The sequence below is a fragment of the Nocardia sp. NBC_01730 genome, assembly GCF_035920445.1.
Classification (GTDB): Bacteria; Actinomycetota; Actinomycetes; order Mycobacteriales; family Mycobacteriaceae; genus Nocardia.
The window spans coordinates 2,973,887-2,996,978 of record NZ_CP109162.1 but is presented as its reverse complement, the minus strand read 5'-3'; the positions used below and the strand labels follow the sequence as shown (position 1 = coordinate 2,996,978).

20 protein-coding genes and 1 pseudogene are annotated in these 23,092 nt (G+C 67.9%); 13 read left to right on the top strand and 8 right to left on the bottom strand.

Translation table 11 applies throughout. The annotated features are described in order from the left end of the window. The first annotated feature begins 34 nt into the window (after positions 1 to 34). Complete coding sequence (locus OHB12_RS11455; RefSeq protein WP_327118801.1) at positions 35 to 502, top strand: B-4DMT family transporter; 468 nt, start codon at positions 35 to 37, stop codon at positions 500 to 502. A 189-nt stretch (positions 503 to 691) separates the two neighbouring features. Here the strand turns inward: OHB12_RS11455 and aroB are convergent, their stop codons facing one another. The 3 genes and pseudogenes from aroB to aroC all read right to left on the bottom strand — a co-directional run bounded on the left by aroB (position 692) and on the right by aroC (position 3,905). Continuing rightward, positions 692 to 1,813, bottom strand: coding sequence for a 3-dehydroquinate synthase (gene aroB / locus OHB12_RS11450; protein ID WP_327118799.1), 1,122 nt, complete (start codon positions 1,811 to 1,813; stop codon positions 692 to 694). 368 nt (positions 1,814 to 2,181) lie between these two features. Then, a pseudogene (locus OHB12_RS11445) lies at positions 2,182 to 2,700 on the bottom strand (shikimate kinase); the annotation flags it as partial. Next, positions 2,697 to 3,905, bottom strand: a complete 1,209-nt coding sequence (gene aroC / locus OHB12_RS11440) for a chorismate synthase (protein ID WP_327118797.1) — start codon at positions 3,903 to 3,905, stop codon at positions 2,697 to 2,699. The gene aroC and the pseudogene OHB12_RS11445, both read right to left, overlap by 4 nt. A gap of 297 nt (positions 3,906 to 4,202) precedes the next feature. Between aroC and OHB12_RS11435 the strand changes: the two genes are divergently transcribed. Then, a complete protein-coding gene (locus OHB12_RS11435) occupies positions 4,203 to 4,622 on the top strand; it encodes a response regulator (protein WP_327118795.1) in 420 nt (139 codons plus the stop codon). A 34-nt stretch (positions 4,623 to 4,656) separates the two neighbouring features. Then, the gene (locus OHB12_RS11430; protein ID WP_327118793.1) at positions 4,657 to 9,030 is read left to right on the top strand and encodes a HAMP domain-containing protein; all 4,374 of its coding nucleotides are present in this window, start codon (positions 4,657 to 4,659) and stop codon (positions 9,028 to 9,030) included. Between the two features lie 98 nt (positions 9,031 to 9,128). On the opposite strand, the gene OHB12_RS11425 is transcribed toward OHB12_RS11430, so the two are convergent. Further along, the gene (locus tag OHB12_RS11425; protein ID WP_327118791.1) at positions 9,129 to 9,584 is read right to left on the bottom strand and encodes an A24 family peptidase; all 456 of its coding nucleotides are present in this window, start codon (positions 9,582 to 9,584) and stop codon (positions 9,129 to 9,131) included. Between the two features lie 207 nt (positions 9,585 to 9,791). Here OHB12_RS11425 and OHB12_RS11420 point away from each other — a divergent pair, with 207 nt between their 5' ends. Genes OHB12_RS11420 through OHB12_RS11405 form a run of 4 tightly spaced genes read left to right on the top strand, consistent with a single transcriptional unit; the run spans position 9,792 to position 12,335 of the window. Then, on the top strand, positions 9,792 to 10,922 hold the full coding sequence (locus tag OHB12_RS11420) for a M24 family metallopeptidase (RefSeq protein ID WP_327118789.1): 1,131 nt from the start codon (positions 9,792 to 9,794) through the stop codon (positions 10,920 to 10,922). Between the two features lie 48 nt (positions 10,923 to 10,970). After that, positions 10,971 to 11,534 (top strand): elongation factor P, encoded by a 564-nt coding sequence (gene efp, locus OHB12_RS11415; protein WP_327118788.1) that lies wholly within the window; start codon positions 10,971 to 10,973, stop codon positions 11,532 to 11,534. 31 nt (positions 11,535 to 11,565) lie between these two features. Continuing rightward, a complete protein-coding gene (gene nusB / locus OHB12_RS11410; protein WP_327118787.1) occupies positions 11,566 to 12,075 on the top strand; it encodes a transcription antitermination factor NusB in 510 nt (169 codons plus the stop codon). Then, a complete protein-coding gene (locus OHB12_RS11405) occupies positions 12,072 to 12,335 on the top strand; it encodes a YciI family protein (RefSeq protein WP_327118786.1) in 264 nt (87 codons plus the stop codon). The genes nusB and OHB12_RS11405 overlap by 4 nt, the downstream gene beginning before the upstream one ends. Before the next feature lie 163 nt (positions 12,336 to 12,498). On the opposite strand, the gene OHB12_RS11400 is transcribed toward OHB12_RS11405, so the two are convergent. Next, on the bottom strand, positions 12,499 to 13,767 hold the full coding sequence (locus OHB12_RS11400; protein WP_327121026.1) for an SLC13 family permease: 1,269 nt from the start codon (positions 13,765 to 13,767) through the stop codon (positions 12,499 to 12,501). A 256-nt stretch (positions 13,768 to 14,023) separates the two neighbouring features. Here OHB12_RS11400 and OHB12_RS11395 point away from each other — a divergent pair, with 256 nt between their 5' ends. Both OHB12_RS11395 and OHB12_RS11390 read left to right on the top strand, forming a co-directional pair. Then, positions 14,024 to 14,557 (top strand): DUF4334 domain-containing protein, encoded by a 534-nt coding sequence (locus OHB12_RS11395; RefSeq protein WP_327118785.1) that lies wholly within the window; start codon positions 14,024 to 14,026, stop codon positions 14,555 to 14,557. A 104-nt stretch (positions 14,558 to 14,661) separates the two neighbouring features. Continuing rightward, positions 14,662 to 15,894, top strand: coding sequence for an FAD-dependent oxidoreductase (locus tag OHB12_RS11390; protein ID WP_327118784.1), 1,233 nt, complete (start codon positions 14,662 to 14,664; stop codon positions 15,892 to 15,894). A gap of 57 nt (positions 15,895 to 15,951) precedes the next feature. Here OHB12_RS11390 and OHB12_RS11385 read toward each other — a convergent pair whose 3' ends face one another. Continuing rightward, the gene (locus tag OHB12_RS11385; protein ID WP_327118782.1) at positions 15,952 to 17,124 is read right to left on the bottom strand and encodes a serpin family protein; all 1,173 of its coding nucleotides are present in this window, start codon (positions 17,122 to 17,124) and stop codon (positions 15,952 to 15,954) included. 94 nt (positions 17,125 to 17,218) lie between these two features. Then, a complete protein-coding gene (locus tag OHB12_RS11380) occupies positions 17,219 to 18,187 on the bottom strand; it encodes a quinone oxidoreductase family protein (protein WP_327118780.1) in 969 nt (322 codons plus the stop codon). Positions 18,188 to 18,288: 101 nt separating this feature from the next. On the opposite strand from OHB12_RS11380, the gene OHB12_RS11375 reads away from it, so the two are divergent. Continuing rightward, positions 18,289 to 18,864, top strand: a complete 576-nt coding sequence (locus OHB12_RS11375; protein ID WP_327118778.1) for a TetR/AcrR family transcriptional regulator — start codon at positions 18,289 to 18,291, stop codon at positions 18,862 to 18,864. Positions 18,865 to 18,993: 129 nt separating this feature from the next. Here OHB12_RS11375 and OHB12_RS11370 read toward each other — a convergent pair whose 3' ends face one another. Then, positions 18,994 to 19,620 (bottom strand): alpha-ketoglutarate-dependent dioxygenase AlkB, encoded by a 627-nt coding sequence (locus OHB12_RS11370; RefSeq protein ID WP_327118776.1) that lies wholly within the window; start codon positions 19,618 to 19,620, stop codon positions 18,994 to 18,996. Between the two features lie 202 nt (positions 19,621 to 19,822). Between OHB12_RS11370 and pyrR the strand changes: the two genes are divergently transcribed. From pyrR to OHB12_RS11355, 3 genes are all read left to right on the top strand, one after another. Beyond that, on the top strand, positions 19,823 to 20,458 hold the full coding sequence (gene pyrR, locus OHB12_RS11365; protein ID WP_327118774.1) for a bifunctional pyr operon transcriptional regulator/uracil phosphoribosyltransferase PyrR: 636 nt from the start codon (positions 19,823 to 19,825) through the stop codon (positions 20,456 to 20,458). 65 nt (positions 20,459 to 20,523) lie between these two features. Beyond that, positions 20,524 to 21,483, top strand: a complete 960-nt coding sequence (locus tag OHB12_RS11360; RefSeq protein WP_327118772.1) for an aspartate carbamoyltransferase catalytic subunit — start codon at positions 20,524 to 20,526, stop codon at positions 21,481 to 21,483. After that, on the top strand, positions 21,480 to 22,796 hold the full coding sequence (locus tag OHB12_RS11355; protein WP_327118770.1) for a dihydroorotase: 1,317 nt from the start codon (positions 21,480 to 21,482) through the stop codon (positions 22,794 to 22,796). The genes OHB12_RS11360 and OHB12_RS11355 overlap by 4 nt, the downstream gene beginning before the upstream one ends. Positions 22,797 to 23,092: the final 296 nt, after the last annotated feature.

Genomic DNA, 23,092 nt, shown 5'->3' with positions numbered 1-23,092 from the left:
TCGATCCGGGTAGCTCGAGGTTATGGTGGTCGGCATGAATGCTTGGGTGTTGCGGGCCGCCGTACTCGGCGCGGTGGTGGTGGTCCTGCGTACCGTGCTCGGGTTCGGGATGGTGAATTGGCCTACGCATGGCGCGTTGATGCGCATCCTGTGTCTGATCGTGCTGGTCGGGGCCATCGTGTCCTGGGGTCTGCTGGATGGCCGCGCGGACCGTTCCGCCGGATCGGATCCGGATCGCGGTTCCGATCTGACCCTGCGCTGGCTGAAAGCGGCCGTCGCTGGTGGTGTCGGCAGCGGGTTGGTCGCCTGGATCCTGGATTGGCTGCCGCGGTTCGACCTCGGTGACAACGGCCTGCTCTTCGAGCTCACCGCGGGCGCGTCCTTCATCATCCTGCTGATCTTCGTGCCCGCGCTGATCGGTGTCGGCATCGGCCGGATCCTGGCCGAACGGCGGGGCGCCAAGCGGTCCACGCCGCCGCACGCGCACGCGATCGCGCTCTGACCCGACAAGAACGGCGCGGCCCAGGTTCAGGGCCGCGCCGTTCTCGTATCCGGGGGCGGAAGCAGCCCAGTGCACCGGTCGGCCGCGCCACCCGCGCGGGCCTGCGGCCCATGCGTGCAGCTGTCGGCACGGCGGGTGGGATCACCTGGGTCGAGCGCCGTGCGCCGGTCGCGGTGGCACGGCCGCGCTCTACAGCAGGACCGCGCCGCCGCTCGGGCCGTCCTCGCGGGCGATCGCCGAGTACGCGGCGGCCAGCAGGGCCGGGTCCGGTCCCTCCAGACGGCCGGGCTTGGCGAGGCCGTCGAGCACGACGAACCGCAGCACGCCCGACCGGGTCTTCTTGTCGGTCTGCATCGCATCGAGCAGCTGGGGGAGGGCATCGGCGTCGTAGCTGGTCGGCAGCCCGACGGCGGTCAGGATCGCGTGGTGCCGGTCGGCGGTAGCGTCGTCGAGACGGCCCGCGAGGCGGCCTAGCTCGGCGGCGAAAACCAGCCCCACGGAGACCGCCGCGCCGTGCCGCCAGCGGTAGCGCTCCCGCCGCTCGATCGCATGGCCGAGGGTATGGCCGTAGTTGAGGATCTCGCGGAGGGCAGCCTCCTTCAGATCGGCGGCGACGACATCGGCCTTCACCTGGATCGCGCGGCGGATCAGCTCGGGAAGCACCTCGCCGGTCGGGTCGAGCGCGGCCTCCGGGTCGCGCTCCACCAAGTCGAGGATCACCGGGTCGGCGATAAAACCAGCCTTGATGATCTCGGCCATACCCGCCACTATCTCGTTGCGCGGCACCGTTTCCAGCGTGGCCAGGTCGACCAGCACGGCCGCTGGCTCGTGGAAGCAGCCGACCAGGTTCTTGCCCGCCTCGGTGTTGATGCCGGTCTTGCCTCCGACGGCCGCGTCGACCATGGCCAGCAGCGTGGTCGGGACATGTACGATCCGCACCCCGCGCATCCAGGTGGCGGCGACGAAGCCGGTCAGGTCGGTTGCCGCGCCGCCGCCGAGGCTGACCACGACGTCGTTGCGGGTCAGGCCGATGCGTCCGAGCACCTCCCAGCAGAACCCGGCGACGGGCAGATCCTTGCCCGCCTCGGCGTCCGGGATTTCGATGCGATGTGCGTCGATGCCGTTGTCGGCCAAAGCCTTCCGAACTACCTCGGCGGTCTCGGTGAGCGGCGGCTGGTGGAAGATCGCCACGGTCCGTACACCCGCGGTCGCGCCGCGGACCGACTCGACGAGTTCGCCGAGCAACCCGCGGCCGATGATCACTGGGTACGGGTCGGCGGTCCGGACTTCGAGACGACTCGGCTCTGTCACGTGGCTTGCTCCGATTCTGTTGCTGCTGTCGCTGACTGTTGGGGTGTCCGTGCGCGGGCGCGCCGTGCGCGGCCGCGCCTGGTTCGGCCGCTGGCCGCCGAGGCGTCCCCGGATCCGGACACGCCCGCGGCGTCGGGCTCGCTCGCGGTGCCCCTGCGAGCGCGGCGCGGCCGGAGGGGCACACCGGATTCCGGCGCAGGACCCGCCCCGGCGTCGGTGGTCTCACTCTGTTCGGCGGCCCTGCGTTGCGTGGCGGCCCGGGCTCTGGCGCGCCGTCGGGCCCGGGATCGGCTGCTGCCCTGCGGGATTCCGGTGCGTGGCTGCTCGGGATCCGCCTCGGCCGTGGTCGGCTCGACCGGCTCCATGTCGAGCTTGGTCATGATCATCCGCACGACGCGCCCAGGGCTGCGGCTGTCGGTGCGTACCCGCACGGTCGCCACCTCACGATAGAGCGGGCGGCGGGTGCGCATCAGTTCCCGGTACTTCGCGGCGGGATCCGCGCCGTTGAGCAGCGGTCGCTGCGTGCTCGCCCCGGTGCGCCGAAGCCCTTCGGCCATACTGATTTCCAAGTAGACGACGGTGCGGTTGCGCAGCAACGCCCTGGTGTTCGCGGACAACACGGCGCCGCCGCCGAGCGAGACGACCCCGCGTTCGGCCAGGATAGCGCGGCGCACCACCCCCTCCTCGATCCTGCGGAACTCGGGCTCACCGTCCTCGACGAAGATCTCCGGGATCGTGCGACCGGTTTCGCGCTCGATCCCGGCGTCGGTGTCGTACAGCTCGACACCGAGTTCCCTGGCGAGTTTGCGGCCGATCGTGGATTTCCCCGCCCCAGGCGGTCCGACCAGCACCACGCGCGGTGTGCGCGGGTCGGTCTGCACGATCATTGTGGCCGACTGTCCGCCGACATGTGGGGGCGAGTGCTGATGCGCTGGACGTAGCCGGTGATGTTCTCGAGGGTCTCGGTGAGCGAGTCGCCGCCGAACTTCTCCAGCGCGGCCTGCGCAACGACCAGCGCCACCATCGATTCGGCGACCACGCCCGCTGCGGGTACGGCGCACACATCGGAGCGCTGGTGTATGGCGACGGCTTCCTCGCCCGTGGTCATGTCGACGGTGGACAACGCGCGCGGCACGGTGGAGATCGGCTTCATCGCGGCGCGCACGCGCAACGCCTCGCCGTTGGTCATGCCGCCCTCGAGCCCGCCAGCGCGGTTGGTGGAGCGCAGCACGCCGTCGGGGCCGGGCCGCATCTCGTCGTGCGCCTGGCTGCCGCGGCGGCGCGCGGTCTCGAAGCCGTCGCCGACCTCGACCCCCTTGATGGCCTGGATGCCCATGAGCGCGGCGGCGAGCCGCGAGTCCAGACGGTTCTCGCCGCTGGTGAACGACCCGAGGCCGACCGGGAGGCCCTCGATGACCACCTCGACCACGCCGCCGAGGGTGTCGCCATCCTTCTTGGCCGCGTCGATCTCGGCGATCATCGCCGCCTCGGCGTCCCTGTCGAACGCGCGCACCGGGCTCTCGTCGACTGCGGCGAGGTCGGCGGCAGTCGGCACGATGCCGGTGGTGTTCTGCGCCGCGCCGATGGAGACCACGTGCGAGACGACCTCCACGCCGAACGCCTGGCGCAAGAAGTTGCGCGCGACGGTGCCCGCCGCGACGCGGGCGGCGGTCTCCCGTGCGCTGGCGCGCTCCAGGACATTGCGGGCGTCGTCGAAGTTGTACTTGAGCATGCCGGAGTAGTCGGCATGCCCGGGACGCGGTCGGGTCAGCGGGGCATTGCGGGCCAAGTCGGCGAGTTCGGCCGGATCGACGGGGTCGGCGGACATCACCGTGGTCCACTTCGGCCATTCGGAGTTGGCGATCTCGATGGCCACTGGGCCGCCCATGGTGCGCCCGTGCCGCACGCCACCGACGACGGTGACCTTGTCGGCCTCGAACTTCATCCGTGCGCCGCGCCCGTACCCGAGCCTGCGGCGTGCCAGCTGCGCGGAGATCTCGTCGGACGTCACCTCGACGCCGGCCACCATCCCGTCGAGGATCGTGACGAGAGCGGGACCATGGGATTCTCCGGCAGTTATCCAGCGCAGCACGCTATTCATCTTCCCATGTCGACGCGGGTGCTCAGGAACGTGGCCCGCCGAGACGGCGGGTACTGCCGCCATACCTGCGGCATCGGCCACGCCGGCCCACAAGAGATCACGAGCGTGCGGCCGCGCATGGTGTCCACCGCGCTCGAAATCGTCGATGCGAGATCGAAAACTCGACATCTGGGTCGCAGAGCGATCTGGATCTTGCGACGATGAAATTACGATCACGAAATCGCGATCAGAAGTACAACTCGTAAAAATCCGGCAGCAACGAACCAGCATCGACGTAAGCTTGCGTCTATGTCGGCTGGTGTCGACCCTGGCCGTACACGGCTGCTGGTGGCGGAAGATCACCCCATGGTGGTGATGGCGTTGGACTCCGCCTTCGAACTCGTCGACGACATCGAGGTCATCGAAATAGCGAGGTCGGTAGAGGACGCGATCAGTGCTGCGAGCCGATACCACCCGCACGTCATTCTGCTCGACCGCCGGCTGCCCGATGGAGACGGGATCGATGCGATCAGGCGGCTACACACGGTGTCCCCGGAGACCAGGGTGCTGATCTTCACCGGGGATGCGAACCGGGCCATGGTCGACCGGGTGATCGCGGCGGGCGGTGCCGGCTTGGTGCTCAAGACCGGAATGTTCGACGACCTACTGGATGCCATCCGGCGGGTCGCCGCCGGCCAGGATTGTTTCGAGGTCGACCTCGGACATTGACCGGCTGGACAGGCGAAGTTAGGCAGGTATACCGATGGTCCAGGACACCGCGACCACGGAATTGGTAAGCAGCAATGACGAACGTCTACAGCCCTTGTTGGACGGCCTCAAGGCGGTGCGCGACGGTGACTTCCGGCGGTCCCTGCCCGAGGTCGGCGACCCGCTGCTGGACGAGATCGCCACCGTCTTCAACGGCATGGTGGACCAGCTCTCGCTCTTCACCACCGAAGTCACCCGCGTCGCCAGGGAGGTGGGCACCGAGGGCAAGCTCGGCGGCCAGGCTTCGGTGCCAGGGGTGTCGGGCACCTGGAAGGATTTGACCGAGTCGGTGAACGCGATGGCGGACAACCTCACCGCTCAGGTCCGCGACATCGCCGGTGTGGCCACCGCGGTGGCGAAGGGCGACCTGTCGCAGAAGATCGCTGTGGATGTCAAAGGAGAGTTGCTGGAGCTGAAGATCACCATCAACACGATGGTGGACCAGCTCTCGGCGTTTGCCGACGAGGTGACGCGTGTCGCCAGGGAAGTGGGGAACGAGGGACGGCTGGGCGGCCAGGCAAGGGTGCCCGGCGTGTCGGGAACATGGCGGGACCTCACCGAATCGGTGAACGTCATGGCGGGCAACCTCACGGCACAGGTCCGGTCGATCGCGGAGGTGACGACCGCGGTGGCGAAGGGCGACCTGTCGCAGAAGATCACCGTGGACGCCCGCGGCGAGATCCTGGAGCTGAAGTCGACGATCAACACCATGGTCGACACCTTGTCCTCGTTTGCCGACGAGGTCACCCGCGTCGCCCGCGAGGTCGGCACCGAAGGACAGCTCGGCGGTCAAGCCCAGGTGCTGGGTGTCTCGGGTACCTGGAAGGACCTGACGGAGTCGGTGAACTTCATGGGTGACAACCTGACCGACCAGGTTCGTTCGATCGCCCAGGTCGCCACTGCGGTGGCACGCGGCGACCTGTCGCAGAAGATCCGGGTGGACGCCCGAGGGGAAATCCTCGAACTGAAAGACACCATCAACACGATGGTCGATACCCTGTCCTCGTTCGCCGACGAGGTCACCCGTGTCGCCCGCGAGGTCGGTACGGAGGGACGGCTCGGCGGTCAAGCCGATGTGAAGGGTGTATCCGGTACCTGGAAGGGTCTGACCGAGTCGGTCAATGTCATGGCGGACAACCTGACCGACCAGGTTCGTTCCATCGCCCAGGTCACCACTGCAGTGGCACGCGGCGACCTGTCGCAGAAGATCCGGGTGGACGCCCGAGGGGAAATCCTCGAACTGAAAGACACCATCAACACGATGGTCGATACCCTGTCCTCGTTCGCCGACGAGGTCACCCGTGTCGCCCGCGAGGTCGGTACGGAGGGACGGCTCGGCGGTCAAGCCGATGTGAAGGGTGTATCCGGTACCTGGAAGGGTCTGACCGAGTCGGTCAATGTCATGGCGGACAACCTGACCGACCAGGTTCGTTCCATCGCCCAGGTCGCCACCGCGGTGGCACGCGGCGACCTGTCACAAAAAGTTACCGTCGAAGCCAAGGGTGAGGTCGCCGCGCTGGCGCACACCATCAACACGATGGTCGATACCCTGTCCTCCTTCGCCGACGAGGTCACCCGCGTCGGGCGAGAGGTGGGCACCGAAGGCATACTCGGCGGGCAAGCGCGGGTGCCCAATGTCGCAGGCACCTGGAAGAATCTCACCGACAATGTGAACTCGATGGCGGGCAACCTGACCAGCCAGGTTCGTTCCATCGCCCAGGTCACCACGGCGGTCGCGCGCGGCGACCTGTCGCAGAAGATCGACGTCGATGCGCGCGGCGAGATCCTGGAGCTCAAGACCACCATCAACACGATGGTCGACACGCTGTCCTCGTTCGCGGCCGAGGTGACCAGGGTGGCACGCGAGGTGGGCAAGGACGGCCGGCTCGGCGGACAGGCCGAGGTCGAGGGCGTGTCCGGAACGTGGAAGCGTCTGACAGAGAACGTCAACGAACTGGCAGGCAACCTGACCCGTCAGGTGCGTGCCATCGCCGAGGTCACGAGCGCGGTGGCGACCGGAGACCTCACCCGGTCGATCGCCGTCGAGGCGAAAGGTGAGGTCGCCGAGCTCAAGAACAATATCAACGCGATGGTTCACTCCCTACGCGAAACCACCCGCACCAATGAAGAGCAGGCGTGGCTCAATACCAACCTGGCTCGGATATCCGGACGTTTGCAGGGACACCGGGATCTCAGCGCCGTCGCCCAGCTGATCATGAACCAGGTCACTCCGCTTGTCGGCGCCCAATACGGCGCATTCTTCTTCATGGAGTCAGAAGGCAAACGCGTCCAGCTGCGGCTGATCGCGGGCTACGGGCGCAAGGAAGACGGTACCGTATTCGAGCTCGGCCAGTCGCTGGTCGGCCAGGTGGCGCTGACCAAAACGGCGATCGTGGTCGACCGGACACCGCCGGAATACGTCCGGATCTCCTCCGGTCTCGGTGGCGCAGAGCCCGTCAACCTGATCGTGCTGCCGATAGTGTTCGAGGACCAGGTGCTCGGCGTGATCGAACTTGCCTCCTTCAGCCGGTTCACGGTCGTACAGCAAGATTTTCTCGAACAGCTGATGGAAAGCATCGGCGTGAATGTCAACACGATCATGGCCAATGCGCGCACCGACTCCCTGCTTGAGGAATCGCAGCGACTCGCGGGAGAACTGCAACACTCCAATGCGGCACTCGAAGAAAAGGCAGAGTTGCTCGTCCGCCAGAACCGCGATATCGAAATGAAGAACTTCGAAATCGAACAGAATCGGCAGGAAATCGAAGAACGAGCCCAACAGGTTGCGTTGGCGTCGAAATACAAGTCTGAATTCCTCGCGAACATGTCGCATGAGCTACGCACACCGTTGACCAGCCTGCTCATCCTGGCGGGCATATTGACACAGAATTCGACCCGGAATCTGACCCCGAAGCAAGTCGAGTTCGCCAACGTGATCCAGTCCGCCGGCAAGGAACTGCAGCAGTTGATCGACGACATTCTCGACCTGTCCAAGGTCGAGGCGGGGAAGATGGACCTTCAAAAGGAGCCCGTTCCGCTGCGGCAATTGCTGGAGTACGTGCAGACCACGTTCCAGCCACTCACCAGCCAGAAGGGCCTCGAGTTCGACGTCGATGTCGAGCCGGCCGTTCCCGCCCGCCTCAACACCGATGAGCAGCGGCTGCGTCAGGTGCTGCGCAACTTGCTGTCCAACGCGGTCAAGTTCACCGATAAAGGGATGATCCGGCTCAGAGTGCGGCGGCTGGACAACCACATTGCGTTCTCCGTGAGCGACACCGGAATCGGTATTGCCGAGCAGAACCTGGAGACAATATTCGCCGCGTTTCAGCAAGCCGACGGCACCACCAGTCGTCGATACGGCGGCACCGGCCTCGGCCTGTCGATCAGCAGGCAGGTGGCGAACTTGCTCGGTGGCGAGATTCGGGCCGAAAGCCAGCTCGGCGTCGGCAGCACATTCACGCTCTACCTGCCGGTGACGCCACATCCGGAGATCACCACCCACTCGAGGGCGCGATCGAAGCTTATGGATCGTTCGGTGCTGGTCGTCGAAGACCAGGATGACAGGCCGCTGAGCCGGCTTGTCCGCGGGGTCGGCGCGGCACTGGCGGACCCCACAGGGCCGGTCCGCATCGAATCCGTCGGTACCCTCGACGAGGCACTGAAGGTGTTGCCTGCCTGTCCATATCGGTGCGTCTTGTTGGACGCGAGCCTGCCGGGCCTGTCCGCGCCGGAGTTCCTGCGCGGGCTTGCCGAGGGCACGGACGCGAGAAGCATTCCGCTGCTTGCGCATCCGGTCCGTGAGCTAGGTCCTGACCGGGAACGGCTTACCGAGGCGGATGCCCGAGACCATCGGGTCGAACTGCTGGCTTCGCCGGATGAGTTTCGCGAACGGTTCATCCTGCTGCTGACCAATCCCCACCATACGAAGCTCGGAACACCACCCAAGCGGATAGGGCAGCCCGGGCTGGAGGGGCGCAAGGTCCTGCTCATCGACGACGATTCGCGCAATGTCCTGGCGATCACGGAAATACTGGAACTGAACGGGATGTCCGTCGAGCAGGCGCCCAATGGGCGGGAGGGCATCGAGATGCTGCGGGCCCACCAGGACGTCGACGTGATCGTGATGGACGCGATGATGCCGGAGATGGACGGCTACGCCACCACCGCGGCGATACGGAAGATGCCGCGCTTCGACAGGCTCCCCATCATCATGGTCACCGCTAAGGCGATGGCAGGCGATCGGGAGAAAAGCTTGGCATCCGGTGCCACCGACTACATCACCAAACCCGTCGACCCCGACGAACTCCTGGACTGCATAGATCGCTGGCTGCAAGCCATGGAGGGGCCGAGTGCCGAACCAGCGCGGTAGTGGCTCTCGATTTACGGGCATAGATTCTCGTCCATGTGGGCGGCCCGGAGATCTCACGCGGCGGGTGAGCTCTGGAGGCGGGCGTGGGCCTGTAGTCATCATGCCGGCCAGTTGGTGAGGAGGACCGCGACCAGGGTTGCCAGGCACATGGCCGGGCCGTGCGGAACGAGACATCGACCGGTGTCGCGCGCCCGCATCCGGCGGACGGCCAGCAGGACCAGACCGGCGCAGGCGGTGAGGACCGGAGCCGCGATAGCCGCCCACACCCAGGCCTGCGCTCCGCCGCAGGCCGCCACCGCGCCGAGCCCGACCGCGAGCTTCACATCACCCGCACCGAATGCGGCGGAGGCGACCAGATGAATCACCAGATAGGGCACGGCCAGTAGCACCGCGCCGAGCAGCGCGGATGTGAATCGCGCTGTGCACAGCGCGTATCCGAAAATGCCCGCCGCGCCCCAGCCGGTGAGCACATCGGGCAGACGCCGATGTCTGAGGTCGATGACACTCAACGCCGAACACCACCCGGTCAGTAGCGCGAACACGATGGGGGACATATCTCCAACCTCCGCCGCCCGCCCACCCCGATCAACCGCCCACGCCCAAATGTGGACAACCCCTCGATTTGTGAACAGCGGACGATTCGAACCGAAGGCAGCGGGCGCGACCCAGAGCAGTGACCAGGCATCCGTCGTGGAAGTACCAGGGCCCGGCCGTACGTGTTGAGTGGCCATATCGCGACATTCCGGCGGTAGCTTGGTTCCATGTGTGCTGACCACGCCCCGCCGCTCCGCCCAGATTTCGCCGCGCGCCGCGGTGCGCTGCGGAGTCTGCTCGTCGAGAACGGGGTCGATGCGCTGCTCGTCACCGACCTGGTGAATATCCGGTACCTGACCGGATTCACCGGGTCCAACGCGGCGCTGCTCGTGTGCTCCTGGGATACACGCAATGCCGAGGAGCGCACGGTGATCGGCACCGACGGGCGTTACCGGACGCAGGTCACGGAGCAGGTGCCGGACCTCCGCGCGGAGATCGCACGGGCCACTGCCCGCCGGATCGTGGAACTGGCGGGGGAATGGCAACTCGGCCGGGTCGGTTTCGAGAGCCACGTCGTCACGGTCGACCAGCACCGCGGCTACCTCGAACAGTGCACCGGCCTGGAGTTCGTCGCCACGCCCGGCCTGGTGGAGCAATTGCGCATGGTGAAGGACGCCTACGAGGTCGACCAGCTGCGGGCGGCCTGCGCGGCGGGCGACGCGGGTCTCGCCACGCTGCTGGAGCGCGGCGCGCTGCGCCCCGGCCGCACCGAACGTCAGGTGGCCAGGGACCTGGAGTGGGCCATGTTCGAGCACGGCGCCGAAGCGGTCGCGTTCGAGACGATCGTGGCGACCGGAGCGAATTCGGCAGTCCCGCATCACCGCCCGACCGAAGCCGTGCTCGGCGTCGGCGATTTCGTCAAGCTGGACTTCGGCGCGGTGGTCGGCGGCTACCACTCCGACATGACCCGCACCTTCGTGCTCGGCGCGCCGACCGATTGGCAGCGCGAGGTGTACGCGCTGGTCGAGGAGTCGCAGCGCGCGGGTCGCGAGGCGCTGCGACCAGGGGTGCAGGTCGCCGACGTGGACGCGGCGTCGCGGTCGGTGATCGAGGCAGCTGGGCACGGCAAGCTGTTCGTGCACAGTCTCGGGCACGGGGTCGGGCTTCGGGTCCACGAAGCGCCGGGAATCGCGAAAACGGGAACCGGTACACTTTTGTCTGGCGTGGCGGTGACCGTCGAACCAGGTGTGTACTTTCCCGGCCGCGGCGGGGTCCGGATCGAGGACACGCTCGTGGTGCGTGAAGGGGGCCCGGAGCTGCTCACCCACACCAGCAAAGACCTGACCGTCGTCGACTGACGCCGGTCGGCCCTAGACCGAGTGGTAGAACGAGGAGATCCGAGGACAGTGGCGGACACCAGCGACTTCAAGAACGGCCTTGTGCTGAAGATCGACGGTCAGCTCCAGCAGATCGTCGAGTTCCAGCACGTCAAGCCAGGCAAGGGCCCCGCGTTCGTGCGGACCAAGCTGAAGAATGTCGTGTCCGGCAAGGTGGTCGACAAGACCTTCAACGCCGGTGTGAAGGTGGAGACCGCCAACGTCGACCGCCGCGACATGACGTACCTCTACCACGACGGCTCGGACTACGTCTTCATGGACGGCGAGACCTTCGACCAGATCTCCATCTCGGAGGAGACCATCGGCGACGGTGCCCGGTTCCTGCTCGAGAACATGACCGCGCAGGTGGCCACGCACGAGGGTGCGCCGCTGTACGTCGAGCTCCCGGTGTCGATCGAGCTCGTGGTGCAGCACACCGACATCGGCCTGCAGGGTGACCGCTCCACCGGTGGCACCAAGCCCGCCACCCTGGAAACCGGCGCCGAGGTGCAGGTTCCACTGTTCATCAACACCGGCGACAAGCTGCGCATCGACTCGCGCGACGGCAGCTATCTCGGCCGGGTCAACGCCTGATCGCCCGACGCGGCGACCGGGATTTGTGACCGTGGCGGAACAGCCCGTGGACAAGAAGTCCTCGTTCAAAAAACTCGGCGCGCGGCACAAGGCCCGCCGCCGGGCGGTCGACCTGCTGTTCGAGGCAGAGGCCAGGGACATCGATGCCGCCGATCTGCTCGACGAGCGGGCCGAGCTGGCCACCCGAGACCAGGCGGTCGCGCCGGTGCACGCCTACACGCGCACTTTGGTCGAGGGCGTCGCCGATGACCTGGACCGGGTCGACGGCACCATCGAGTCCTATCTGCAGGACTGGACGTTGTCGCGGCTTCCGGCCGTGGACCGCGCCATTCTGCGCATCGCGGTGTGGGAGTTGTTCCACGCGGGCGACGTCCCCCCCGTGGTGGCCGTGGACGAGGCCGTGGAGCTGGCCAAGGAGCTGTCCACCGATGACTCCCCGTCCTTCGTCAACGGTGTGCTCGGCCAGGTCGTTCTGGTGGCGCCGCAGGTGCGCGCCGCGGCTGCCGCGACCCGCGCTCCGTGCCAGGAGCCCGAGTCGTGAACAAGTACCTCGTGCTGGTGATGCGGACGCCGCGGTTCGATACCGCTGTGATCGAGCCGCACAAGCAGTTCCTGAAACAGCTCGTCGAGCGGGGGCGGCTGCAGGAGAGTGGCCGTTTCACCGACGACACCGGCGGCGCGTACGTCATCTTCGCCGAGAACCTCGACATCGCACGGGAGATCGCGTTCGCTGATCCCGTGCACACGACCGGCTCCTCGGAACTTACGGTCTACGAGTGGGAGATCACCACTCCGAACTGAGTTCGGTTCTGCCGACACTCTGTGATCTTGCCGCGTATCGATTTCGGCGCGTGATCGTATTGTGTGCGGCTTTCGTCGCCGGCGGACAAGCTCGACGACGTTGCCGCCTCGATCACCGCGGCGGGCGGACACGCTCTCGCCTACGCCACGGGCCGCACCAGCGCTAGCCCGTGACCATCAGTGCCGCGACCGCGCCGGTCGTGGCGACGACGGCGAGGGCGATACCGGTGAGGACGAATCGCGGCATGGGGACGCGCACGTTGTGCGTCCGGCAGAATTCCAGGCACAACAGCGTGGCGAGCGAGGCCCACGGCGTGACGACCGAGCCGATGTTGGTGCCGATCAGCAGCGCGAGTAGCTGATTCCGGTTCGCCGCGGGGACGACTGCCTCGCCGGCGGTGTAGGCAGGAAGGTTGTTGGCGAGGTTCGAGAGGGCAGCGCCTGCCGCCGCGGACCGGTAGGCGCCTGCCGAACCGGGGTCGGTGCCGATCAGTGCGCGCATCAGGTGATCGAGGCCGTATCGGCTCAGGGTTGGCACCACCAGGAACAATCCGATCACGAAGACGAGCAGCTGCCACGGGATGAGCGACAGCCGCAGCGTGGTGCGGTCGAACACGGCGAAGGCCGCCACCGCGATGGCGGCGGCGATGGCGGCCGCGATGCCGATTCGGTCGCCGACGACAGGGATCGCGAGGATGAAGAGCAGGCATGCTCCCGCCGTGGTGAACAGCAGGGCACGCTCCCGGAAGTTCGCTGGGCGGATCGGCTGGGGTGGCACGTAACGGTCCGCCTGGCGTCGTCCGCGCCGCCAATACCAGATCCACAGGCACGGCATCGTCACGGCGATCGAAACCAGTTGCGGTGCCCACATTTTCGACGCGAACCCGGTCGCGGTCAGTGCCACCCGGTCGGCGGCGAGCAGGTTGGTGAGATTGGAGACCGGCAGCAGCAGGCTCGCGGTGTTGGCCAGCCACAGAGTGGTCATGGCCAACGGCAGCGGCGGGATCCCGGCGGGCGCCGCGAGCGCCAGCATCACGGGCGCGATCAGCACGGCGGTGGTATCGAGGTTCAGCAATATCGTGGTGGCCGAGGCGAACAGCACGCACAGGAAGAACAGCGCCGGGTAGTGGCCGCGACCGAGGATCGCGAGGCGATGGGCGATGACGTCGAAGACCTTGGCCTGCCTGGTCAGCTCGGCCAGCACGATCACGCTGCCGAGGAACAGCAGTAGCGGGCCGATGCGGCGCATGTTCGCGGCGGCCTCCGTGCGCGGCAGCAGCCCGGTGAGCACGCACAGCAGTCCGGCCAGCAACAGTGCGAGCCGGACCCAATCGAGGACGCCGAGCCGTCCTTTCGGGCCGGATGACGGCGTCATGGCCCGCGAGGACGGGTTCCGCTCGGAGGAGTCGACCTGTTGAGACACACCCGCCATCATGCAATATTTCGGCTGGGCCTTTTGGCCTTCGGCCTGGGTCCGCCGGAGGGCTGGGCCGCACCCGCGCTGGATGGCCGATGCGAGTTGGATGGCAACATCGCCGGCCTCTTCTGGCCGTCATCCGCTTGCCGCGGTTCGCGTCCGGTGAGCTGGACAACATCTGCCCGAGGTCGGTCGGTTTCCGATGGACGTGCCGCCCCGAGAGACAGATAGGGTATCTCTCGCAATGTTGCTATCCGTGAGGAGTGAAGCCATGGCCGCGAACGAGCTGAATGCGATGAACATCCGCACTACGGCGGAGGCATGGGCGCTGTTCGATCGGCTGCCTGCGGCCCGGGTCGAGGAGGTCACGACCGGACGCTGGCGCGGCGACGAACTGCCTACCGGGCATCCGTTCGACGGCGTACTCGTCGCCTCCGGGTGGTATGGCAAGCAGTTCGACGGGCCGGACGACGTGCACCCGCTGCTCTTCACCGCGCGCGGCACTGTGTTCCCTGTCGATCCGCGCCGGATTCCGCTCGGGCTGGCCGGGCGGGTGCCGCTGTCGGGTGTGCGTGCTATGCGCAGGATGCTGCCCTACCTCCGTCCCGCACTGCTAACTCGCAGGCCCACAGCGCGTTTGCGCGACGTCGAGTACCGCGGCGTGACGAGTGCCGCGATGGTTTACGACCATCTGCCGATCATCGATCACTTCCGGCGCGCGGACGAGCACACCCTGCTTGCTGTGATGGATCTGCGCGGTGTGACCGAGCCGTACTTCTTCGTCCTGCGCAGGGACATCGGCTGAGTTCCGCGCGGACCCCTCGATCCGGTCCGTCGCGGCTCGCCTCGCACTAGGATTTGCCTGAGCAGGCGACACCTTTGCGGCGGCGACCGAGGGAGAGACAGTCGATGGAACGCACGACCTGCCTGGTGGTCGGCGGTGGGCCGGCCGGAATGATTCTCGGACTGCTGCTGGCGCGCGCCGGCGTCGACGCGACCGTGCTGGAGAAGCACAAGGACTTCCTGCGTGACTTCCGCGGGGACACCGTGCATCCCACCACGCTGGACCTGCTCGACGAGCTGGGCCTCGGCGCGGAGTTCGCGAAACTGCCGGCGCGCAAGGTGGACCAGGTACAGCTGCCGACCGCGGGCGGCATGCAGACCTTGGCCACGCTGAAGAACCTGCCGGGCAAGCACAAGTACATCGCCATGGTGCCGCAATGGGATCTGCTGGACCTGCTCGCACGCGCCGCCGAGCCGGAGCCGACCTTCCGGCTGCGGATGACCACCGAGGCCACCGACTTGATCTGGACCGACGGCAAGGTGGGCGGCGTCGCCTACCGAACGGCCGATGGCGCGACCGGCACGATCGAGGCCGAGCTCACCGTGGCCTGCGACGGACGCGCCTCGGTGCTGCGGTCCGCCGCGGGACTGCCGAGCAGGGAGTGGCCCACCCCGATGGACGTGTGGTGGTTTCGCCTGCCGCGCACCGAGACCGACCCGGCGGGTGCGCTTCCGATCGTCACCGCCCACCGCGCGGCGGTCTTCCTCGACCGTGGCGACTACTGGCAGTGTGGGACGCTGATCGCCAAGGGCGCCGACGAGGTCGCGCGGCGCGGTCCGGTCGAGGACATCATGCGCACCATGGCCGACGCCGCGCCCTGGCTTCGCGACCGCGTCGACGCGTTGACGAGCTGGGACGAAGTGAAGCTGTTGGAGGTGAAGCTCGACCGCCTCACCAGGTGGTATGCCAACGGTCTGCTCTGCATCGGTGACGCCGCCCACGCGATGTCCCCGGTCGGCGGTGTCGGCATCAACCTGGCGGTGCAGGACGCCGTGGCGGCGGCGCGAATTCTGGCCCCACCGTTGCTCTCCGGCACGGTCGGGGCCGGGGATTTGGCGAAGGTGCAGCGACGGAGGACCTTCCCCACCGTCGTGACGCAGGGAATGCAGCGCGTCCTGCACGCCGGTGCGATCGCCCCCGCCCTCGACGGACGGATCGACATCGCCACCGCCCCGCGCGCACCACTTCCGGTCCGCATCCTGCGCCGAGTTCCCGTGTTGCGCAGCGTCCTACCGTTCCTGGTAGCCCGCGGCGCCCTGCCGGAGCACGCACCGGATTTCGCCCGCCGTCCGGCCTGACACCCACCGCCCGCCGTCCCGTGCCAGGCTATGCGATCTGCTCCAGGACCTTTCCGGCTACCGCGAACTGTCGGTAGCGGGCGCCGAATCCGGCGGCGTGGCAACCCATCCCGCGACGACCGCCATGCCCGTCGGCCGGTGCACGGCGAGGAAGCCGAACGGCCGGTCGAATGTCGCGGAGACAACGGTCACGCGCTGCCGCCGCAGTGCCGCACTGGCGTAGCGCAGGGATAGCGCGGTCACCGCGGCGGCCTCGAAACCCTCGTGCGTGAACCGTGCGAGCACCTCTTGGGCCCCCTGGCCGACACACAGCGGCACTGTGGAGATCACGGGGAAATGGCCACGGGTGCAGTCGGTCGCGGTGACCAGCCCGAACAGGTCGGATCCGGCGAGCAGATCATGCCTCGATCGAATCTCGAAGGGCGTCAGCCGGATCCGCAGCTGGTCGGTGTTCGACATGACCGCCTCGGTGCGCACGGTCAGCCCCGGCGCGTCGATGCCGACTGGCAGATCGGTGCGGATCGGCACCGCGTCGGCCAACGCGGCCAGACCCGTTCCGAGGACGTTACCGGGAGCGCCCCGGCCGAGCAGGAGGTGCACGTCGAGGTCGGCGACCCCCTCGACGACGACACGTGTGACGGGCTCCGACCCGTCCAGGATCGCGGCGTTGCTCAGATCATTGCTCGTGCGCGACAACCCGGGTCCGCGATGTCCTTGCCACGGGCCGTCCTTCGGCAGCAGTGTGCCGACCTCGAACGGAATGCGCCACCGGGTCTTCGCGACGAGCGCCGTCGCGAGTATCAGCAGCGCGTCCGGATCCACCGCGAGCGGGAACCGCTCGATGAGCCCGTCGGTATGCCGGGCCGCCCAGGCGTCGAGCACGTCTTGCCCGGCCAACCGTGCGACGGTGCCTGTGGGCAACCGCCCCGACCACGCCTCGTGCAGCGGAAGATCATGGCGCACCCACATTCCGAGCGCCGCGGAGATCGCCTCCGCGCGGTCGAAGTCGCGCAGCAACCGCAGCGCTCCGTCCTGTCCCGCCTCCGCGGGCACTCCGACCGCCTCCGCTAACTTGTCCCGCGCCGGACCTTCGGCCGCTGAAGCGAGCAACGCCAGCAACGGCCACACCCCGGCTCCGGACACCACGAAGTCGCCCTCGCGGATCTCCGCACACCATCGCGCTGTCAGCGCATTGGCTGCACAGATATGAGGTCCCAGAGAAGTCCGCACGAAACCACCCTAACGACGGTTGCCGCCAGCTCGCGCCGTTCTGTAATCGCGTCGCCCCTCCTTACGGACGGCCGCGTGGACGCCATAGCCGGTCTTACGAGCCGCCGAGCCCCGGACGCAGCACGATCTTGCCCAGCGGCGTCCGATCCTCCAGGAGCCGGTGTGCCCGGCTCGCTTGGTCAAGCGGAAGCACCGCCTCGACCAGCGGATCCAGTCTGCCCTCGGCCGCGAGGGCCAGAACGCCGACGCGCGCCCGGCCTACCCGGTCCAGCCAGACGGGTCCGGCGCAACCGGTGAAGGTGAGGCCCCGCATGATCAGATCGCTCGCCGATACCTGCGCGGGTGCGCCGGACAGCCAGCCGTAGCCCAGCATCCGGCCGCGCAGAGGCGTCATGAGGTCGAGTAGGTCCAAGGCGGTCGTGCCGCCGATGGAGTCGAAGACCACGTCCACGGTTGCGCCGCCGAGGTCTTCGCGCAGCCGGGCGATCCACGCCGGGTCATGATGGTCGATCACCTGGTCGGCGCCGAGCTTGCGGGCCTGTTCCGCCTTCCTGGGACCACCGGCCGTCGCGATCACGCGGGCCGCGCCGTACTCCCTGGCGAGTTGGGTCAGGGCGCTGCCGACGCCGGTGGCGGCGGCCTCGATCAGGACTGTCTCGGCGCCGGTGAGCGCGGCGGTCTCCAGCAGCGGAATCGCCACCGATCCGTTCATCAGCACCGCCGCCGCGTCCACCGAGGACAATCCGTCCGGAATCGGCGCCGCGGAATCCGCCTGCGCGGCGACGAATTCGGCATAGGCGCCGAAACCCTTGGTGCCCACGGCGACTCGCTGCCCGATCAGAGTGGGATCGACGTTCGCGCCGACCTCAGTGACCTCGCCGACGGCCTGGAACCCGAACACCAGCGGCGGCCGCGCACCGAGCGGGAACTCGCCGGAGCGCAGCTTGGTCTCCGGGAACAGCACCGGGATCGCCTCGGCGCGGATCACCACCTCATCGGTACCTGCCCGCGGGGCCGGGACCTCCGTGGCGACGAGGACGTCCGGTCCTCCGGTCTCTGTCATTACGATTGCCTGCATCACGAACTCCATAAGTTGACTGTCGGTCCAGTTGTGTTCGCTAACGATATGGACCGACGGTCAACTTGTCAATGAAAGCGGGAGCGATGACCGACGGGCGACCCAGGGAACGGGCAGATGCGGCGCGCAACCGGCGCGCGATCCTGGACGCGACCACCGCGCTGCTCGCCGAGCACGGCGCCGAGGCGATCACCATGGACCGTGTGGCGGCCGCCGCCGGCGTGGGGAAGGGCACAATCTTTCATCGTTTCGGCAATCGCGCCGGGCTGCTGTACGAGATGGTCGCCGAGAGCGCGCTCACTCTCATGAACGCGATCACCAGCGGCCCGCCACCGCTGGGGCCCGGCGCACCCGCCGATGCGCGCCTGCTCGCCTACTTCGATGCGATGGCGCGGTTGGTGATCGACAATTCCGAGCTGATGGTCGCCTATAGCACCGTGCCTCCGCATCCACGGACCGCGGAGTTCCACGCGTTCTGGGACAACCACATCACCACGCTGCTGCGTGCGGCGCGTCCGGATCTGGACGCCGAGGTGGTCGGCCGGCTGCTGCTCGGCTCGCTGAGCGGCGAGCTGGTTCCGCGCATGGTCCGCGCGGGCGAGGCCGATCGGCTGCTGGCCGGAGTCCGTGAACTCGTCGAATCGGTGCTGCGCGCGGCGTAACCGCGCACGCCTACGCCTCGCCGGCGCTCGGCTCAGTCATGACCGAGCGATGTTCGGCCGTGCTTGCTGTTCGCTCGCTCACGCCATGGATACGAGCAGTGACACGTGAGAATGCGTTCGGGCAACGAACTACCGAACGCCGCGTGGACGGAACTGGATGCTGATCCGCGGCCCGGCGGGTCTGCGTGTCTTCGGCACGGCATGCTCCCACGTCCGCTGGCACGAGCCGCCCATGACCAGCAGATCACCATGTCCCACAAGGTATTTGAGGCTCGCACCGCCGCCGCGCGGCCGCAGTAGCAGCGCCCTCGGCGCCCCGATCGACACGATCGCGACCATGGTGTCGTGTGTCGCACCTCGGCCGGAGGTGTCGCCGTGCCACGCGACGCTGTCGTGCCCGTCTCGGTAGTAGCACAGCCCGGCCGTCCGGAACGGCTCGCCGAGCTCGCGCCGATAATGGTCGCTCAACGCCGTGCGTGCGTCGGCCAGTGCCGGATCCGGCAGCGGTTCGTGTTCCTCGTAGAACTTCAGCAGCCGGGGCACGTCGACCACCCGGTCGTACATCGGCCTGCGCTCGGCTTTCCATGGCACATCCTCGACCAGTCGGTCGAACAATGCGTCCGCGCCGGAGAGCCATCCGGGCAGTACATCGACCCAGGCGCGGTGGTTCAGCACGGTCCGGCGGACCTCGCGCAGCGGCCCGAATTCGGTCGTACCGAACCCGTCGAGCAGCGATCCCTGCAGCGGTGTCGACATGCCTGGAAGCGTATCGTCGATCGAACGTATGTACTAGTCCTCAGTGTGAGGGAGTCGCGGGAGAGCTGGGCCAACAGCCGCGCCCGTGGCCTGGCTCACAGCGCGATATGCCTGGTGAAAGCGGGGAAACAGGCGCTGCTAGGCTGCTTGCCGTAAGACATCCTTTAACGGACCGTCCGGTGAGGCGGGGAAGGAGGTCGGCATGGTTGTGCCCGAAGAAGAGCGGGCCGCCAAGTCCGGCGCCGGCGAGACATCGCAGCGACACACCCTGGAGTGGGTGGCGGCGGGGCGGGAGCTGTTGTCGGCTTCCGATGTCGGTCGGACCATCGCCCGCATCGCGCACCAGATCATCGAGAAGACCGCGGTGGACGCGGCCGAGACGGACCCGCCACGTGTGGTGCTGATCGGCATTCCGACCCGGGGTACCACGCTGGCCGCGCGGCTCACCGACAAGATCGAGGAGTTCTCCGGCGTACGCCCGGCCCTCGGCTCCCTCGACATCACCCTCTACCGCGACGACCTGCGCAGCCGGCCGCACCGGCCGCTGGAGCGCACCTCGGTGCCCGAGGGCGGTATCGAGGACGCCTTGGTCGTGCTGGTCGACGACGTCCTGTTCTCCGGTCGAACCGTCCGGTCCGCGCTCGACGGCCTGCGCGATCTCGGCCGTCCACGTGGTGTGCAGCTCGCGGTACTGATCGACCGGGGTCACCGTGAACTGCCGATCCGCGCCGACTACGTCGGCAAGAACGTGCCGACCAACCGGTCCGAGGACATCTCGGTGCTGCTCACCGAGCACGACGGTCGCGACGGCGTGTATTTGCACCACGAGGAGGCGTAAATGGGCCGCACGCGCGAAGCCCTGCCCCTCGCGGTCGACCGGGTGACGGCCACGGGGGTGCGGGCGTGAGGCATCTGCTGACCGTGGCCAGCCTCGATCGCACCGCCGCGACCGAACTGCTCGACGAAGCCGAACGGTTCGAACAGGCCCTGCTCGGCCGCGAGGTGCGCAAGCTGCCCACGCTGCGCGGGCGCACCGTGATGACGGTCTTCTACGAGAACTCCACCCGCACCCGAGTCTCGTTCGAGGTCGCAGGCAAGTGGATGAGCGCGGACGTGATCAACGTCAGCGCGAGCAGTTCCTCGGTCTCCAAGGGCGAATCGCTACGCGACACAGCGCTGACCCTGCACGCCGCGGGCGCCGACGCGCTGATCGTGCGTCATCCGGCCTCCGGCGCGGCGCATCAGATCGCGCGTTGGTTGGACGAGTGGGCGGTCTCGGAAGGACGCGGCTCCGGTCCGGCCGTCGTCAACGCGGGCGATGGCACCCACGAGCACCCCACCCAGGCGCTGCTTGACGCGCTCACCCTCCGGCAGCGGCTGGGCGACATCGAGGGCAAGCGGGTCGTCATCGTCGGCGATATCCTGCACAGCCGGGTCGCAAGATCCAACGTCTTCCTGCTGGCCACGCTCGGCGCCGAGGTGGTGCTGGTCGCGCCGCGCACACTGCTGCCGGTCGGCGTCGAGACCTGGCCCGCCCGCGTTTCGCACAGCCTGGACGCCGAGCTGATCGGCGCCGACGCGGTGCTGATGCTTCGGGTGCAGGCCGAGCGGATGAATGGCGGGTTCTTCCCGTCGGCCCGCGAATACTCGATCAACTACGGACTGTCCGAGCGCAGGTTGGCCCTGCTGGACGACCACGCCGTCGTGCTGCACCCCGGCCCGATGCTGCGTGGCATGGAGATCGCGTCCTCGGTCGCAGATTCCCCGAAAGCAGCTGTGCTGCAACAGGTCACGAATGGAGTGCACGTGCGCATGGCCGTCTTGTTCCGCCTGCTCGTCGGGACACAGGAGGCCGTCGTATGAGCATGGACACCACAGTGCTGATCAAGGGCGCGCTGCTGTACGGCGAGGGCGAGCCGGTCGACGTGCTCGTCGCCGATGGCGAGATCCGCCACATCGGCACGGATCTCGGGGTGGTAGACGCCGAGGTCATCGACGCGCGGGGACAGATTCTGCTGCCCGGCTTCGTCGACCTGCACACCCACCTGCGCGAGCCGGGCCGCGAGGACACCGAGACCATCGAGTCCGGTTCCGCCGCCGCCGCGCTCGGCGGGTATACGGCGGTGTTCGCGATGGCCAACACCAACCCGGTCGCTGACTCGGTGGTCGTCACCGACCACGTGTGGCGGCGCGGCAAAGAGGTCGGCCTGGTCGACGTGTACCCGGTCGGCGCGGTCACCGTCGGGCTAGAGGGGAAGCAGCTCGCCGAGATGGGCACCATGGCCGCGGGCGTCGGGGCGGTGCGCATGTTCTCGGACGACGGCCACTGCGTCTACGACCCCTTGATCATGCGCCGCGCCCTGGAGTACGCGAACTCGCTCGGTGTGCTCATCGCCCAGCATGCGGAGGAGCCGAGGCTGACCAAGGGCGCTGTCGCGCACGAGGGCCCCACCGCTGCCCGGCTCGGGCTGGCGGGCTGGCCGCGCGCGGCCGAGGAGTCGATCGTCGCGCGCGACGCGCTGCTGGCTCGGGACGCGCGTGCGCGGGTGCACATCTGCCATGCCTCCACCGCGGGCACTGTCGAATTGGTGAAATGGGCCAAGTCCCAGGGTATTTCGATCACCGCCGAAGTCACTCCGCACCATCTGCTGCTGGACGACTCGCGGCTGGAGACCTACGACGCGGTGAACAAGGTCAACCCGCCGCTGCGCGAGGCCTCCGACGCTGCTGCGCTGCGGCAGGCGCTGGCCGACGGGATCATCGACTGCGTTGCCACCGACCACGCCCCACACGCCGAACAGGACAAGTGCTGCGAGTTCGCCGCGGCCCGCCCCGGCATGCTGGGCTTGGAGACCGCGTTGTCGATCATCGTGCGAACCATGGTCGAGCCGGGGCTGCTGGACTGGCGCGGCGTCGCGCGGGTGATGAGCGAGCGCCCCGCCGAGATCATCGGCCTCGACGAGCACGGCAGGCCGCTCGAGGTCGGCGAGCCGGCAAACCTCACGCTGGTCGACCCGAACGCTACTTGGACGGTGCGCGCGGCCGAGCTCGCCAGCATCTCGAACAACACGCCGTTCGAGGCGATGACGTTCCCGGCCCGAGTGACAACGACGCTGTTGCGGGGCCGGGTGACCGCGCGCGAGGGCAAAGCGGTGCGGAACCGTGCGGAGGCGTAGATGAGCGATCACGGCGCACCCGCTCATCGAAGCCGACTGGCTGCGGGTGTCCCGCAGGACACCGCGGTGCGAGCGACGGGTCCGGAGGCGGTAGCGGAGCGTGACCACGTAGGGCACCGGGAGCGCCGCAGATTTAGCGTCGCGGTGCGAGCGACGGGTCCGGAGGCGGTAGCGGAGCGTGACCACGTAGGGCACCGGGAGCGCCGCAGATTTAGCGTCGCGGTGCGAGCGACGGGTCCGGAGGCGGTAGCGGAGCGTGACCACGTAGGGCACCGGGAGCGCCGCAGATTTAGCAC

Coding starts and splice junctions, on each gene's coding strand:
- OHB12_RS11430 (WP_327118793.1), top strand. CDS start 4,657: ATGGTCCAGGACACCGCGACCACGGAATTGGTAAGCAGCAATGACGAA.
- OHB12_RS11355 (WP_327118770.1), top strand. CDS start 21,480: ATGAGCATGGACACCACAGTGCTGATCAAGGGCGCGCTGCTGTACGGC.
- OHB12_RS11380 (WP_327118780.1), bottom strand. CDS start 18,187: ATGACAGAGACCGGAGGACCGGACGTCCTCGTCGCCACGGAGGTCCCG.
- OHB12_RS11390 (WP_327118784.1), top strand. CDS start 14,662: ATGGAACGCACGACCTGCCTGGTGGTCGGCGGTGGGCCGGCCGGAATG.
- pyrR (WP_327118774.1), top strand. CDS start 19,823: ATGGTTGTGCCCGAAGAAGAGCGGGCCGCCAAGTCCGGCGCCGGCGAG.
- OHB12_RS11435 (WP_327118795.1), top strand. CDS start 4,203: ATGTCGGCTGGTGTCGACCCTGGCCGTACACGGCTGCTGGTGGCGGAA.
- OHB12_RS11370 (WP_327118776.1), bottom strand. CDS start 19,620: ATGTCGACACCGCTGCAGGGATCGCTGCTCGACGGGTTCGGTACGACC.
- OHB12_RS11425 (WP_327118791.1), bottom strand. CDS start 9,584: ATGTCCCCCATCGTGTTCGCGCTACTGACCGGGTGGTGTTCGGCGTTG.
- OHB12_RS11375 (WP_327118778.1), top strand. CDS start 18,289: ATGACCGACGGGCGACCCAGGGAACGGGCAGATGCGGCGCGCAACCGG.
- OHB12_RS11420 (WP_327118789.1), top strand. CDS start 9,792: ATGTGTGCTGACCACGCCCCGCCGCTCCGCCCAGATTTCGCCGCGCGC.
- OHB12_RS11395 (WP_327118785.1), top strand. CDS start 14,024: ATGGCCGCGAACGAGCTGAATGCGATGAACATCCGCACTACGGCGGAG.
- OHB12_RS11400 (WP_327121026.1), bottom strand. CDS start 13,767: ATGGCGGGTGTGTCTCAACAGGTCGACTCCTCCGAGCGGAACCCGTCC.
- OHB12_RS11455 (WP_327118801.1), top strand. CDS start 35: ATGAATGCTTGGGTGTTGCGGGCCGCCGTACTCGGCGCGGTGGTGGTG.